Origin of the sequence: Bacillus sp. 2D03 (assembly GCF_003946765.1) — a bacterium.
Lineage (GTDB): Bacteria > Bacillota > Bacilli > Bacillales > Bacillaceae_G > Bacillus_A > Bacillus_A cereus.
This window is the reverse complement of the sequence record NZ_RPSJ01000008.1, coordinates 320787-334264: the sequence shown is the minus strand read 5'-3', so window position 1 is coordinate 334264 and position 13478 is coordinate 320787. Positions and strand designations below refer to the sequence as shown.

Below are 13478 nucleotides of genomic sequence, written 5' to 3'. Positions count from 1 at the left end.
TAAAAACATATATTGAAAATCAAAGTGAAAAGTGAGGTGAAATGATATGACAAAGCAGAATAAAGCATATAAATTCCGTTTGTATCCAACAGAAGACCAAGCACATCTTATGCATAAAACTTTCGGTTGCGTACGTTTCGTGTATAACAGAATGTTAGCTGAACGGAAAGAAGCGTATGAAAAACATAAAGATGATAAGAATCAACTAAAGAAACAAAAGCTTCCCACTCCTGCGAAATACAAAGCAGAATTTGAGTGGTTAAAAGAAGTTGATTCATTAGCTTTGGCAAATGCTCAACTAAACTTGCAAACTGCCTATAAAAATTTCTTTCGTGGTCAAAATGACTTCCCAACATTCAAAAGCAAAAAAGACAGAAAGTCTTATACAACGAATGTAGTGAACGGAAATATTATGTTGCTTAACGGTCATATCAAATTGCCAAAACTGAAAATGGTACGTATCAAACAGCATAGAGAAATACCACAAGGCCATATAATCAAGTCATGTACGATTTCTATGACACCTACTGGTAAATACTATGTGTCCATTTTGACTGAATACGAAAAAGAGATCGTACAAAAAGAAGTAGAAACAATTGTTGGATTAGACTTTGCGATGGATCAATTATACGTCAGTTCTGAGGATGAGAGAGCCAATTATCCTAAGTTCTATCGTGAAATGTTAGACCAGTTAGCAAATGCTCAACGAGTATTATCAAGACGTACAAAAGGTTCAGGGCGTTGGAATAAACAACGTATCCGTGTAGCTAAGCTGCATGAAAAAGTAGCAAACCAACGTAAGAACTTCCTTCATCATAAGTCTAAAGAGTTAGCTACTCATTTTGATGTTGTAGCTATTGAAGATCTAAATATGAAAGGAATGTCGCAAGCACTTCATTTTGGAAAAAGTGTCGCTGACAATGGTTGGGGTATGTTCACTTCTTTTTTAGCTTATAAACTACATGAACAAGGCAAACAACTTGTGAAAATAGACAAATGGTTTCCTTCCACAAAAACATGTAGCAGTTGTGGAAATGTGAAAAATATGTCATTGTCTGAGCGAGTCTATTCTTGTATATGCGGTGTAAATCTCGATAGAGATTATAACGCAGCTATCAATATCAAAAATGAAGCAATACGCCTATTGGCGTTAGTATAGATAGCAATAAAATAACCCTTGGAACAAGGGAGTTAGCTCGGCTGTCTTAGGACGAATTCGTTAGCTACCAAAAGTAACGACTAACCGAGAAGCCCCCACTTCAAACAGTCCGTTAGGACGTTAAGTGGCGGGTAGTTCACGAGTTCAACTATTTGTACTAGCTATTCTATAGGAGTGAGGTTTAAAGCAGGAAAATAAATTTTGGTATTATGTGTAATGAGTTCTTCTTTTTTATGAACCGATAAACCACTTTGTAGGATAGCTGTAATAATAAAACTACTATTTTATAGGAATACATTTCCGAATGATCTATTACCATCAATTTAATATTTTTCAAGTTTCCCAAAAACTGAAGTAATTACTAAAGTCTTTATAAGGAAATAGAAAGCTTTTTAAATCTTGACTAATATCTTCTAGATTCCCATATATATTATCTGCTGCTAAATTAATGTCCTCATTAAAATTATATAGCTGTTCATCTACATAACTGAATCCCTCACAGCAATTATTATGTATCAAATTAGATATAAATGGTTTTATTTTCAATACATTTTCTTCATTTAGGATAAATTTATCCCATAACAGCCCCAGTATTATTTTTACGGGTAATTTTTTATCATACGTTCCTTTTACGTTTTTTAATTTAGGTACGATGTCAACCAACTTATCATTACTAGATAGAGAAACTTCTATAATTTCAATAGAAGGGCTATCTAATGCTTCAATTGTCTGATCAGCCCAATCAATTATTTCAGTTTTTGAAAATAAACCAATTTGTAACCCTATACTCAGAACCTCAGCTATTATTTTCATATTATCCATATATAAAACTCCTTAGATTTTCCGGTAATTATACATCACAGTAACCTAAATTTCAAAAGGTTGTTGCTAGTATGCAGTAACTAAAGGGATTTTTAAACCTAGGATATCTCCACATTGTTAGCAAGATAAAAACAAAATCTCTCCTAAAACGAAAAAAAGATGAACAAAATAATAAAAAAGGCTCATTTCTATTTCTTTTTTAGATTCCATTCCTTAGTAAAAGAACTTAATAGATGAAAAGGTTAGATTGCACAATTAATTGGGAGATACGTACAAGTAACTTTGAATCTCTTGAACAAATAGTTCTAATTTATCATATACAGAAACAGACATAAAAAAAACATCCTTTCCTATGATTCTACAGAAAGAATGGCCTGTTTTAATATTTGTAGGATAGTTTTAAATACAAAAATATAGAATTGTGCAACTTATACATGACTTAATGTAAAATATATATTGCATTTATGTTATTAATAATTTAATATATAAAATATAAGATTTATGGTATGAAGTTATGTTTACAAGTGAGGTGTATTTAATGTCCGTAAGTAAAGTGAAGTTTGCAAGGGTTGAAAAAGGTCTGACCCAACAAGGGTTGGTCGATATTGTAAATGTTACACGACATAACATTAGTATTATTGAAAGTAATAATTATAACCCTTCTTTAAACCTTTGCATTCATACAGCTAAAACACTAGATAAAAGTTTAGATAAATTATTTTGGGAGGAATTTTAAAATGGAAAAACTAAAAAAATGGTTTTCACTCAGTACACACCCAGATGAAAGAATTCAACAAGTCGAAATGAAAATTTGGGCTCAATCTGGAATTATTGTCCTACTTATAGTTTTTGTTGATTTTGTAATAAGAGGAGCATATCTACACCGTCCATTTTTAGAATGGGCTGCTTCATTAGCCATTATAATTTGTTATATGATATTCGTTTTTATTAAGTCTATTCTAACTGGTGTCTATGAAACGGATATTAATAATAAAGAACAATTAAAAGAAAAATTAAAAGAAAAAATGAACAATACCTTTATTTTTTGTTTTGTCGCAATAGGTGCTACCACATACAAATATAACTTACCTGAAGATTTCGTTGGATGGTTATCAGTAATAGCAAGATTTATTATACTTTTCGCTTTCTTATTTGGTATTCAATATCTTATTACAGTATTAGCATGGAAGAAATCAAATAAAATTTAATAAGTATAGACAAAAAAGCTTATCTTTTAGCACTTAATGATAAGCTTTTTATTATTTTTTTCATCTTTTTTCGTTTTGGTGTACAATGAATTTCTTAGCTTGATAGCGATGGGATAGAACCACATCGCCATCAAGCGGAAATTTTATAGTACCCCAGAACAAAATTTCGTGCTAACTTGTAACAAAAAAACATGTGAAATTGCCCATAGATAACTATCTTATATTAATTACATAAACTAGTGTGTGATATAATAATATAAAGATATTACATTTAAAGGGGGATTCAAATTGGTTAAAAACTTACCTTTACTAATAGTGATTTTACTACTTGGTATAAGTTCTTCTACGTTAAGTACGAATGGATACTTTTCTCCAGTTATAGAAGGGTCTTTAATGATTATAAGTATTATTTTAAACATTGCTGCAGTGATAGGTTTATCACTACACGTTCTTGTATACCAACCTATGAAAAGATTTGAAACAAATTTAAAAGAGACATTTAAATAAAATAATTATATTTGAGGTAACACCCCATTGCTATCGAGCTAAAAAGTGTATCTATAAAAAGAAAAAATACGCTATTCTTTCTGTAGAATCATAGGAAAGGATGGCGTTTTTTATTTTAGGGAGTATTTTGTTCTGTTAGCTTGATGGATGTGTGGCGGTACCCTATTACTATCGATTTAAAAGAATGACTGCCACGTTTTATGCAAATATTAATTTGTTTTGATTGAAAATAGATTATAAAATTAATATTTAAATATAAAGAATTTGAATATTAGTATGTTATCATTTAAATGATTCAAATGATTCAAATATGTAGTACAAAGTCAATATTTGTAGCTGAGTTCGTTTATACATATGAAAGAATTAAATTATGAAAAGGCGGTATTTATTATGAAAGCAATTAAATTAGCAGGTTTAACAATTGCAGCAGGTTTATTATTGGCAGCGTGTGGTACTGAAGAAGCGAAAATAGAGCAAGACGTTAAGAAAGAGGAACAAAAAGAAAAAGTTAAAGCATTTCAGGCAGAAAAGCAGCAAGAAGATAGGAAAGTAACTGTGCAACAATCGACGGATAAGTCAAAACAGCATGAAAATGTAGCAAAAGAAACAGTTAAAGAAGAACAAAAAGCGGAGTCAACGCCTGTTGAACAACCAAAAGTCAGCGGGTTAAATGAGGCACAAGCACAAGAAAAAGTGGAACAATCGATGACAGCACAAGGCCAGGGAGCGCGTAATAAAGATGTGAAATTAAGCCAATTAGGCATCCAAACAGCAAAGGATGGAATAAAGGTGGCTGCACAGGCGCAAGACGTTCATATTGAAGCAAAAGACAGTCTAACTCGAATTGTTGTTATCGTTCCAGCTGGAACAACGAAAGAAAGAGCGCAACAAGTAGGCGACATAGCAGCGCGCCAAGTGGCAAGTTTTGGGGCTATGGGATTAAATGTAGATTTGAAAGCACCATCAAAAGACTATTTAGGGGAATATTGGGAGAATTTCTCTGGTGATATCGGTATCTATGACAGTAACGAAAAACAATTAGTACGTGGATATATTTCCAAGTTAAATCCAACAAAAATTAAATGGTAAGAAAAACAGAGTCCCTACACAATGTATGGGGATTTTTCCATAAAGAAAAAAACTTAAGGGGTCTTCGGACGAATTGAATTATCGTACAGTAATGCATGTTAATTAATAAAATTAACTATACAAATAATTTATTGTATATCCATGTAATCTAGCTGATATAATATGTAAGGGAATTATTGGTTAATTAATGATGTATATATGTAAGATTAGGGGGATACATAAGTAAAGTTAGATGCTATTTTGGCAGTTGTAGAAATACTCTTCGGTTTTTTTGTATTTATAATAACTTTATTTGCTTATCTTTTTTCAACAGGAGAAGAAAAGCAACAAGCAAAGGAGGATTTAAAGGAGCTTTCTAAAACTGCTCTCATCCCATTTGTAGTGGTTGTAATCGTAATATTATTTTTTGTTGTTAAGGTGATTGATCATGACAATAAAGTTGAACAAGAACAACAAAGGCTACATGAAGAGAACTACCAATGTTACCATAATGATAGTAATTCTAATCTAGATAAAAATCTGGAACAAGATATTAAATAATATAGATAAGAACCTCGCTATTTCTATAAGATGGCGAGGTTCTTACGCATAAAGAAAAGACACTCTAAGGTGCCTTTTCTAATAGTTTTTTAGCAGAAGCAACTGCATCCGATAATGATTAATAGTATAAAGAGTACAACGAGTAGAGCAAAGCCTCCAGCAAAACCGCAGCCCTCGCCGCAACTACCACCATATCCCATAATAATAGTTCCTCCTTTAGATAAGAGAAAAAGACTAGGGGGTCATTCCATGTGTTTTAATGGGTTCACTTTACCTTATGTTTTTACGTATGAATTGAGCAGGTCCTTTTGAAAATAAGGGAGAGATCATTTAATGTGCTTCCCCGAAATATTGATTACCTATTTTCTAAAAAACAAACTATTTAATTATATCAATAATAATATATATTAATATAATGTATTAATCCTAACAGAAGGGAGGATTAGCCATGCAATTAGTTTGTTTTAAATTAGTAAATGGTCAATACTTTTTAGTTGTAGAAGGTATCGAAATTCCTGCGCCAATTCCAGCGTTTACTGCAGCTTTATTAATTGGTTTAGGAGTAATCCCACTTTGTTCTTAATTTAAAGAATTTCAAACAGCTCTATCTTTCAATCGATAACCCCTTAAGTATATGAATGCTTGAGGGGTTTTTATAATAAAAAAAGAAAAGACGCCATAAGGCGTCCCCACAATTAGGTAGATAAGACTTTAGTTTTCCAATCTAAAGAAATTTTGTATCAGTTCTTTGAAAAAATATCATAATATCCAATTGATTTATTATGCATTATTACATTCTTCTCTCAAACCTTCTAGATTCTATTTGATAAAATAGAATCCTAATATTACTAAAAATCAAATAAATGTTTCTAAAAACCCTAAATATTTATAAGGGTAACAAAAGTGATACATTTAAGGTGCAAATTATAAAAAATATAAAAGGAGGGTGAATAAAGCGGTATTTAAAAAGGGCTATTATAAACGGTGAGCAGTTATACAGTATATGAACCTGAATCTTGTTAAAAAATGATACTCATTTGAGTGTACTTTCTGATTTGAACCAACTTGATTAAAATAATGAAAAATCATCATTTGTTTATTCTGATTTCTGGAAAAGTTTTAATAGTTTCATGCTGAACAAACATACTTTTTAGAAAGAGGAGAGATTATTGATGGATAATCAATTACTATATCAACAGCAAAAAAGAGAAAAGGCACTTGTGATTGGAGCTGGTATTGCAGGCTTACTTACTGCACGCGTGCTTTCCAGTTATTTTGAGACAGTGATAGTTGTTGAAAAAGATGAGTTACCTCAAAAACCATCTGAACGTCCAGGTACACCCCAAGACTTTCATCCTCATCGTGTATTACCACGTGGAGAAATAATTATGAACCGTTTCTTTCCTGGATATGTTGATGATTTATTAAATTTAGGGGCCCATAATGTCAAGAATGATAAAATGATTCGATTTTCTCCGTATGGGGCACTGGAACTAGTTATAGAACGAAAAGGTGCAGCAAGCAGTCGAGCATTGTTAGAATGGACAATTCGCCAACGTGTGCAAGAAATTCCTAATGTACATTTTTATTCAAAGCAAGCGGTGACAGGCCTTTTAGCTTCGTCTGATCACAAGCGTGTTATTGGAATTCATATTCAAGAACGAGACGAATTAAAAACAAAGCGAACTGTGTTAACCGATTTGGTAGTTGACACATGTGGTCGTCAATCTAAACTCAATAAATGGCTTACATCTATGGGCTATGATGTTCCAGAACCAGAACGTTTAAAGGTGAATTTTGGATATAGCACGAGATATTATAAAGTACCTTCACATATCAAAGAGAAATTGAGTGCAATTTCTGAAGGAGATCCTGCTAAAAACGTTGGAGCTGTAGGGTTATTATATATTGAAGATAACATAGCTCAAGCGCTACTATTTGTTGCTGGAGGTATGCACTATCCACCAACCAATTCAACAGAATATGAAAAAGAACTGGACTCATTAGTTACCCCTATGATGAGGGAGTTAATTAAAGAGTTAGAACCAATTAGTGTCCCAAGAGGATTTAGAGCGCAGGAGTCAACTCGTCAACATTTTGAACAAATGGAAAATTGGCCATCTGGATTATTAGTGTTAGGTGATGCTTTTTGTAATTTTGATCCCATTTATGGACAGGGGATGACCGTAGCTGCCATTGAAGCTGAAATGTTAGATACTTGTTTAAAAGAACATTCTACTCATAAACCTGGATTCGAACGCAAGGTGCTGCAACGTATGCAACAAGCTATTGAGCCGGCATGGTGGCTGAGTTCAATTGCGGATTTACGTTGGAAAGGTGTTGAACATGTAGGAGCTGTTCCACTCAAAGGTGTGAAATTTGCACAGAAATATTTTGATTTATATCTTAAACAAGCTGCAAAGCAAGCAAATGAAGGTAATTCATCCATGCTCCAAAAATATATAATGATGAATGGGCTAGTTCATTCGCCTCATGAAATCATTAACTCAGATATGTTAAGAATGTTAATCAATGGAGATGAGTCTTCAGAAGAGAATGAACTTTTGAACGAACTTGGAGAAGTAGATAAGAAACCAATGCAAGAAAGAATACATGAACTAATCCCTTCCTTTACATTAGCTTTTGAGAATAGCGTTCCAAATCTGTTCTCATCCATTTCAATTTCTAATGTCAAATGAGGAAAAGAAACATTGCTCTAATTAGGGCAATGTTTCTTTTATTAGATAAGCAGTATTTAATCAACTACTTTTTCAATTGTTGGCATTATAGCGATTGGTGGTAAAGAGTAAGTCCAAGCAGCAGCGTATACGTTTAATTTTTCACCTAATTTGTAGTTTTCACCATTGGATACAGGTACTCTTAAAATTTTATTTTGGGAAACTAGCTCCCACCAATTATTCTGATAATAAAGTGCTTCTTCTTTCGTAAAAGTATCAGCAACAATTAAGTAATTATCGTCTGCTGAAATAACATAGCCCGTGAAAGGTATTTGTATTCGTACCTGTTCCTCCTTAATTGGAGAAGTGTTATTGGCTGTATCCGCAGAAGCAGGTGTTAAGCCAAAAGTAAATCCGCACCCTAATGTTAATGTTGTAACTACTGTTAATAATTTTTGTTTTTTTGAAAACATAATAGAAAGCCTCCTTAAATTTTATTACCACACCAACACCTTTCTATTCATTTAGATATAAAGCCTTTCTGCATTCAAATATTTAACAATTTTGTCATAAATAAAACAAAATTGTATGTGATATGTATTTTTTAGAGTGATTTATGATATAATTCACTAGGTAAAGTATTTTCGTGGTTCATCTCTATATAGTTTTTTACCCTACTTACTCTGTAAAATATTATTGGTGAAGAGAGAATGTTTTCTCTCTTCTTTTTTTATTTGACATTAATAATATCGTTAATAAAGTATGTTTAATATTTTTTAGGCTATTTTGTTGTTGGTAATTAGTTTTGGTACGTATAATAAAATATGGTTTGATTAAGAGATTTAGTCTTGACGTACAGAATTTGCAAAATGTTGGTGTTCCGTCTTTATTTACATCAAATGTTAAATGTATTCTAATTTTAAATGAATTCAACATAATATTTTGTATCTATAATCCCAAAGGAAACTTTACATGGAAATGAAATTTTTCCTGCAGAAGCAGCTTGCATACAAGAAATTACCCAAGATTCCAATTCTAAAGGCAAGCGGTATACTTGAATATTACCATCACTGTTTTTTACAGTTACAATCGGTGTATTTACTCTGGTTGTAGCAAAATCGTCCGTTGTTATCATTCTTACTGCATTATTAGTGTGAAAACCAGTGTTTATAACTTCATAAATCTGTCCATCTTTCTCTTTAATAACCATAGGTATATTTAAATAGGGATAGTTTTTAATATCATTATGAATAATTGCTCCTACTGCATTCTTTCTTATTTGAACCTCTTGCATTCTTTTATGCTCCTTTATAATGATTTAAACATGTTTACGTAAATTTATTTTATTTTACATCTATATCTAAAGCTATTTTGCTCATTAATGGGTTAGGGTCAATTCCTATTGTGCATTCGATCTGTGTTTTTGCATATATTTCACGTTTAAATTTCAACGCAAATTCATAGGGATCGTTAGTAAATAAATGAATGCTATCCGTAATATCCATGAAGAACTCGTCGATGGAATATTGGTGAAAATCCTCAATAGGAACGTACTGCAAAGCTAACTTTGTTATGTAATTAGAACATTTAATGTATGTTCCCATAATCGGATTTATAACAAGAATGTCTTTTCTTCGAGGAATCTCGTATAATCTGGCCATCTTCTTTACTCCCAATTCTTTTAATGGGTGAGTGGCAGCTAATACGAAAGAACCGTTTCTATTTACATCACCGACTACTGCCAATTGTGTATACATAGGATCTAACCCCATTTTGATGCAACTTATAGAAGCGTAAAAGCTACGTAAATCAACACATAAGATGATTCTATTCGGTAAGATAGAATAGTCATACACTGCTATTCTTTCCTAAACAAAAGAACGTTTGTTCTTATTATATACGAGCTTGTGTTCTTTTATAAAGAGGTTTTGTTTTAAAATAATTTTTTCAGATATTTTTCTTGTGGGAGCAGCAGTTCTAACAACAATCAGTAATAGGGGGCGTGACATATGTCCATCAAGCTAAAATTTTAACATACCCACAAAAAGAAAATTTTTATCTCTCTACACCAATTTATGACAAATCATTTTTTTCATTTTTAGGATAATGAATTTCTTAACTTGATGGCAATGACCTAACATTAAAGTGTATGGGTAATTTCTATTAATTAATATATTGAATTTAATAAATATATTAATTAAAGCATAGGTGTATGATAAACGTATGTAATATCCTTCATTATGTCCATAAATGTGCCCTGGATTTATTAGTATTTTTTTGCTAAAACCATACTAAATAAAGGCCGCAATAAAATTAAAGGTAAAATGAACAGAATATTCAAAATTATATATATCAACTTATTTAAAGGTTAATCTAATGTAATACCATGATACCATGGTTTTACATTAGATATAGATAATTTTGGAAAAGGGGAAGATTCTATGAATGTTCAACTAGAAAATGAACAAATAACAAAATTATTAAACGACTGGTATCAATCCATGTTAAAACAACAATTAGTTAAAGCAAAACAATTAAAAGAGTATATAGAAAATGAAATTAACAATGTCAAAGAAAATCAAAACGTACTCTTATATTATTCTTTATTAGATTTTAGATACAAAGCATTAACAGATTGGATAAGTATTAACGAAAGCAGTTTTGATGAAATGGATAATTTCACAACTCCAGCAGATGACTTCCTAGCTTATTATTATCACTTCTTTAAAGCATTCCATTCTACTTTAACATCCAATTACACTGAAGCAAGTGAACACTATGAAAAAGCTAAAGAACTATTAATACACATTCCTGATCCAATAGAACATGCTGAATTTAATTATCGAATGGGGTATTTTTATTATCAAATCTATAAACAAGTAATAGCTCTTGATTATATAAAATTAGCTAAAGAAGAATTTTTAAAACATGAAGGTTATGAAATAAATGTAGCACTATGTGACAATTTTATAGGTCTGTGTTGTATTGATTTAAAACATTTCGAATTAGCTGAGGAGTCATTTAATAAGGCACTAGACACATTCCAAAAAAATAACCATAAAAATTCTATCCTTATGGTAAGACATAATTTAGCTTGGTTATATTCAAAACAAAATTTATCTAAACTCGCGATTCGTCATGTATCTGAAGTAACAAAGAACAATCCAAACCATTTCAAAGCATTTTTCGTAGAAGCATATGAATACTATAAGATAAATGACCATAATTACAGCGATCAACTAATTCAAAAAGGATTAAAACTTAGTAACGATTTTAACAATCAAGAATTCCAACATCGTTTTAAAATTTTAAGAGCCCTCAACAACAATGTCCCTACATTAACTTTAGAAATATTTATTTCAGAAGGTATTACTTATTTCAAACAAGAAAAACTATGGGAATGCGTAAAAGAATATGCTGATATCTTAGCTCTAAAGTTTTATGAAGAAAATAACCATAACAAAGCAAGTCAATATTTTTATATGAGCAATACAGCTCAAAAAAATGAATTAGAAAAAGGAGCGTTAAAATAATGAAAAAAATCTATCTAACTATACTTGGAATATCTTTAATTAGTATCCTATCGTTAGGGTTAAACGACTCTTTTAAAAATCAAGCTGTAAATATAGGAGACGGTGGAGGTGCACCAGCAAGACCAGATTATTTATTACAAACACACGCTGACTTATAAGAAAAAAACACCTTCATTCTTGAAGGTGTTTTTTTATAATCTGATTTTTAAATAAATGAAAAACGGAATATATCAAAGTTCTCTAAGCTAACATTATATTCCAATTATTAGAAAAATATTAAAAATTTTCATTTTTTGTTCTATTATGGAGGTGAGGAGAAATTATACTTATAAGGGAGCTGTATTAGTTTGAAAAAATTTTTAGGATTAGTTTTTGTCGTAGTTATATTTGCTTTTGGAGTTTTTCAACCATACTCACTAAATTTAGAAAAAGTTTTTGCACAAGATAATACTAGTAACAATATTAATAATAATACCAAAGAAAAAAAGATCGATTGTGTACCTTGTAAAAAACCAGAAAATCTTTCGAAAAATGAAACAAATAAATTTGCTGACGAACAAATTTTGGACAAAGTAAAAAAACAATTAACTGATCTTAAACAAAACAAATTAAGTATTTATTCCACAGCAGATTTTGAATGGAAAGAAGCTGTTAAAGTCGATTATAAAGAGAATAAAACATCGGCTATCATAATTCCTTCAAAAGAAAACCCTAAATCCAATGATACAAAACAATATCTAACTGTAGGATTTAACGAATCTGAAAGTAAGTTTGCAGACCCTACATTTTTAGAGTTGAAAACACCAAATAATGGTGATACGATTCTTTTAACAGTAAAAACATTAGATGGTGAAAATGTAGGGACTTTAGACCTAAATTCAAAAGATGGAAAACTTAATCAGATGAAATTATTCACTGATGGAAAAAGTGAATCAATCTTAAAAGAAAACAATGCAAAAGCAGGTTACTGGGAAGATGTTCAACGTTGTATTAAAAACAACTGGAAAACTATGCCTCAATGGGCTAAATGGGCTTGCGAAGGTGCATGTGGAGGATGTTTATTTGCTAGTCCATATGCATGTGGTGGTTGTCTTGGATGTCTAGCTGGTTACGCAATTGGTTGCGCTGCTAGTCAAATATAAAAAGAAGGGTGTGATTCCTCAAATGGAAATGTCTAAAGGAATACTGTTTTATAGACTAACATTGATTATTGCTTGTTTCGCAGTAGTTGCCTTCACATATCCATCTGAATTCTCTAAATTCGCATTAATCGCAGGTATTGTTGGTATTTTTATTACACTAGATAAAATAATAGCAAAAGATAACAAAAAAAGAGTTTATCTCCTCGTATCATTACTCTTTTTAATCGGATTTGCTATAACCTTCTACTACACATTCTTATAAAAATACTTTACAATAGGCGATACTTCAAAAAAAAGAATCCTGATTTTTAAAGGATTCTTTTTTTTGCCCTCCTTCTCTTTTCCCCCCTTAACAAACCAGATTAGCTAGCCAAAACAGGATATGCGAAGGGTAGGGGGCAAAGCTGGGGTGTGGAAAGCCTTTTGACTATGTGTAATTATTTCACTGCCTCTTTAAATTCTTTTCCAGCTTTAAAAGCAGGTGCTTTTGAAGCCGCGATTTGCATTTCTTCACCTGTTTGTGGGTTACGTCCTGTACGTGCAGATCTTTCACGTACTTCAAATGTACCAAAACCAAGAATCTGTACTTTCTCTCCAGTTGCTAACGCATTTGTTATTGTATCTAATAATGCTTGTGTTGCTGCTGCAGCATCTTTTTGTGTAAGTTCAGCTTTTTCTGCTACTACTTTTGTTAATTCAGTTTTATTCATTTTCTGCACCTCTTAATATGTAATTAGGTGACTATTATAACGTGTGTGTATTCATGACGCAATTATACTGTACATAGAGCCATAGCAAGA

The 13478-nt window shown here is 31.4% G+C and carries 17 protein-coding genes and 1 pseudogene; 12 read left to right on the top strand and 6 right to left on the bottom strand.

What is annotated here, in order from left to right:
• Positions 1-46 precede the first annotated feature (46 nt).
• Entirely contained in the window at positions 47-1159 is a 1113-nt protein-coding gene (locus EBQ15_RS19790) for an RNA-guided endonuclease TnpB family protein (protein ID WP_000166214.1), read from the top strand.
• Positions 1160-1492: 333 nt separating this feature from the next.
• Here the strand turns inward: EBQ15_RS19790 and EBQ15_RS19785 are convergent, their stop codons facing one another.
• Positions 1493-1981 carry a hypothetical protein gene (locus tag EBQ15_RS19785; protein ID WP_000369592.1) on the bottom strand — a complete coding sequence of 163 codons (489 nt, stop codon included), beginning with the start codon at positions 1979-1981 and terminating at the stop codon, positions 1493-1495.
• A gap of 538 nt (positions 1982-2519) precedes the next feature.
• Here EBQ15_RS19785 and EBQ15_RS19780 point away from each other — a divergent pair.
• From EBQ15_RS19780 to EBQ15_RS19760, 5 genes are all read left to right on the top strand, one after another.
• Positions 2520-2717 carry a helix-turn-helix transcriptional regulator gene (locus tag EBQ15_RS19780; RefSeq protein WP_000116660.1) on the top strand — a complete coding sequence of 66 codons (198 nt, stop codon included), beginning with the start codon at positions 2520-2522 and terminating at the stop codon, positions 2715-2717.
• Between the two features lies 1 nt (position 2718).
• The gene (locus EBQ15_RS19775; protein ID WP_000413132.1) at positions 2719-3189 is read left to right on the top strand and encodes a DUF6773 family protein; all 471 of its coding nucleotides are present in this window, start codon (positions 2719-2721) and stop codon (positions 3187-3189) included.
• 288 nt (positions 3190-3477) lie between these two features.
• A complete protein-coding gene (locus EBQ15_RS19770; protein ID WP_000240395.1) occupies positions 3478-3696 on the top strand; it encodes a hypothetical protein in 219 nt (72 codons plus the stop codon).
• Positions 3697-4050: 354 nt separating this feature from the next.
• Entirely contained in the window at positions 4051-4785 is a 735-nt protein-coding gene (locus EBQ15_RS19765) for a DUF874 family protein (protein ID WP_002001782.1), read from the top strand.
• A 240-nt stretch (positions 4786-5025) separates the two neighbouring features.
• Positions 5026-5325: a hypothetical protein gene (locus tag EBQ15_RS19760; protein ID WP_000301804.1), complete on the top strand. Its 300-nt coding sequence runs from the start codon at positions 5026-5028 to the stop codon at positions 5323-5325.
• Between the two features lie 89 nt (positions 5326-5414).
• Here EBQ15_RS19760 and EBQ15_RS19755 read toward each other — a convergent pair whose 3' ends face one another.
• Entirely contained in the window at positions 5415-5525 is a 111-nt protein-coding gene (locus tag EBQ15_RS19755; RefSeq protein WP_000540371.1) for a YjcZ family sporulation protein, read from the bottom strand.
• A gap of 248 nt (positions 5526-5773) precedes the next feature.
• Here EBQ15_RS19755 and EBQ15_RS31810 point away from each other — a divergent pair, with 248 nt between their 5' ends.
• Complete coding sequence (locus tag EBQ15_RS31810; protein ID WP_001177695.1) at positions 5774-5908, top strand: hypothetical protein; 135 nt, start codon at positions 5774-5776, stop codon at positions 5906-5908.
• A gap of 589 nt (positions 5909-6497) precedes the next feature.
• A complete protein-coding gene (locus tag EBQ15_RS19750; RefSeq protein WP_000370148.1) occupies positions 6498-8024 on the top strand; it encodes an NAD(P)/FAD-dependent oxidoreductase in 1527 nt (508 codons plus the stop codon).
• A gap of 56 nt (positions 8025-8080) precedes the next feature.
• Here EBQ15_RS19750 and EBQ15_RS19745 read toward each other — a convergent pair whose 3' ends face one another.
• The 3 genes and pseudogenes from EBQ15_RS19745 to EBQ15_RS19735 form a co-directional block, all read right to left on the bottom strand.
• A complete protein-coding gene (locus tag EBQ15_RS19745; RefSeq protein ID WP_000491768.1) occupies positions 8081-8476 on the bottom strand; it encodes a DUF3221 domain-containing protein in 396 nt (131 codons plus the stop codon).
• A 446-nt stretch (positions 8477-8922) separates the two neighbouring features.
• Entirely contained in the window at positions 8923-9297 is a 375-nt protein-coding gene (locus EBQ15_RS19740; RefSeq protein WP_001158653.1) for a hypothetical protein, read from the bottom strand.
• A gap of 52 nt (positions 9298-9349) precedes the next feature.
• Positions 9350-9859: pseudogene (locus EBQ15_RS19735) on the bottom strand (Y-family DNA polymerase); the annotation flags it as partial.
• 585 nt (positions 9860-10444) lie between these two features.
• On the opposite strand from EBQ15_RS19735, the gene EBQ15_RS19730 reads away from it, so the two are divergent.
• From EBQ15_RS19730 to EBQ15_RS19715, 4 genes are all read left to right on the top strand, one after another.
• On the top strand, positions 10445-11536 hold the full coding sequence (locus EBQ15_RS19730; RefSeq protein ID WP_001102657.1) for a response regulator aspartate phosphatase: 1092 nt from the start codon (positions 10445-10447) through the stop codon (positions 11534-11536).
• Positions 11536-11694 carry a Phr family secreted Rap phosphatase inhibitor gene (locus EBQ15_RS19725; protein ID WP_000725639.1) on the top strand — a complete coding sequence of 53 codons (159 nt, stop codon included), beginning with the start codon at positions 11536-11538 and terminating at the stop codon, positions 11692-11694. The genes EBQ15_RS19730 and EBQ15_RS19725 overlap by 1 nt, the downstream gene beginning before the upstream one ends.
• Before the next feature lie 189 nt (positions 11695-11883).
• Positions 11884-12678, top strand: coding sequence for a hypothetical protein (locus EBQ15_RS19720; RefSeq protein ID WP_000713969.1), 795 nt, complete (start codon positions 11884-11886; stop codon positions 12676-12678).
• A 22-nt stretch (positions 12679-12700) separates the two neighbouring features.
• Positions 12701-12940: a hypothetical protein gene (locus EBQ15_RS19715; protein ID WP_002001785.1), complete on the top strand. Its 240-nt coding sequence runs from the start codon at positions 12701-12703 to the stop codon at positions 12938-12940.
• Positions 12941-13115: 175 nt separating this feature from the next.
• On the opposite strand, the gene EBQ15_RS19710 is transcribed toward EBQ15_RS19715, so the two are convergent.
• Entirely contained in the window at positions 13116-13388 is a 273-nt protein-coding gene (locus EBQ15_RS19710) for an HU family DNA-binding protein (protein ID WP_001043942.1), read from the bottom strand.
• Positions 13389-13478 lie beyond the last annotated feature (90 nt).

Coding starts and splice junctions, on each gene's coding strand:
- EBQ15_RS19790 (WP_000166214.1), top strand. CDS start 47: ATGACAAAGCAGAATAAAGCATATAAATTCCGTTTGTATCCAACAGAA.
- EBQ15_RS19785 (WP_000369592.1), bottom strand. CDS start 1,981: ATGGATAATATGAAAATAATAGCTGAGGTTCTGAGTATAGGGTTACAA.
- EBQ15_RS19780 (WP_000116660.1), top strand. CDS start 2,520: ATGTCCGTAAGTAAAGTGAAGTTTGCAAGGGTTGAAAAAGGTCTGACC.
- EBQ15_RS19775 (WP_000413132.1), top strand. CDS start 2,719: ATGGAAAAACTAAAAAAATGGTTTTCACTCAGTACACACCCAGATGAA.
- EBQ15_RS19765 (WP_002001782.1), top strand. CDS start 4,051: ATGAAAGAATTAAATTATGAAAAGGCGGTATTTATTATGAAAGCAATT.
- EBQ15_RS19755 (WP_000540371.1), bottom strand. CDS start 5,525: ATGGGATATGGTGGTAGTTGCGGCGAGGGCTGCGGTTTTGCTGGAGGC.
- EBQ15_RS31810 (WP_001177695.1), top strand. CDS start 5,774: ATGCAATTAGTTTGTTTTAAATTAGTAAATGGTCAATACTTTTTAGTT.
- EBQ15_RS19750 (WP_000370148.1), top strand. CDS start 6,498: ATGGATAATCAATTACTATATCAACAGCAAAAAAGAGAAAAGGCACTT.
- EBQ15_RS19745 (WP_000491768.1), bottom strand. CDS start 8,476: ATGTTTTCAAAAAAACAAAAATTATTAACAGTAGTTACAACATTAACA.
- EBQ15_RS19740 (WP_001158653.1), bottom strand. CDS start 9,297: ATGCAAGAGGTTCAAATAAGAAAGAATGCAGTAGGAGCAATTATTCAT.
- EBQ15_RS19730 (WP_001102657.1), top strand. CDS start 10,445: ATGAATGTTCAACTAGAAAATGAACAAATAACAAAATTATTAAACGAC.
- EBQ15_RS19725 (WP_000725639.1), top strand. CDS start 11,536: ATGAAAAAAATCTATCTAACTATACTTGGAATATCTTTAATTAGTATC.
- EBQ15_RS19715 (WP_002001785.1), top strand. CDS start 12,701: ATGGAAATGTCTAAAGGAATACTGTTTTATAGACTAACATTGATTATT.
- EBQ15_RS19710 (WP_001043942.1), bottom strand. CDS start 13,388: ATGAATAAAACTGAATTAACAAAAGTAGTAGCAGAAAAAGCTGAACTT.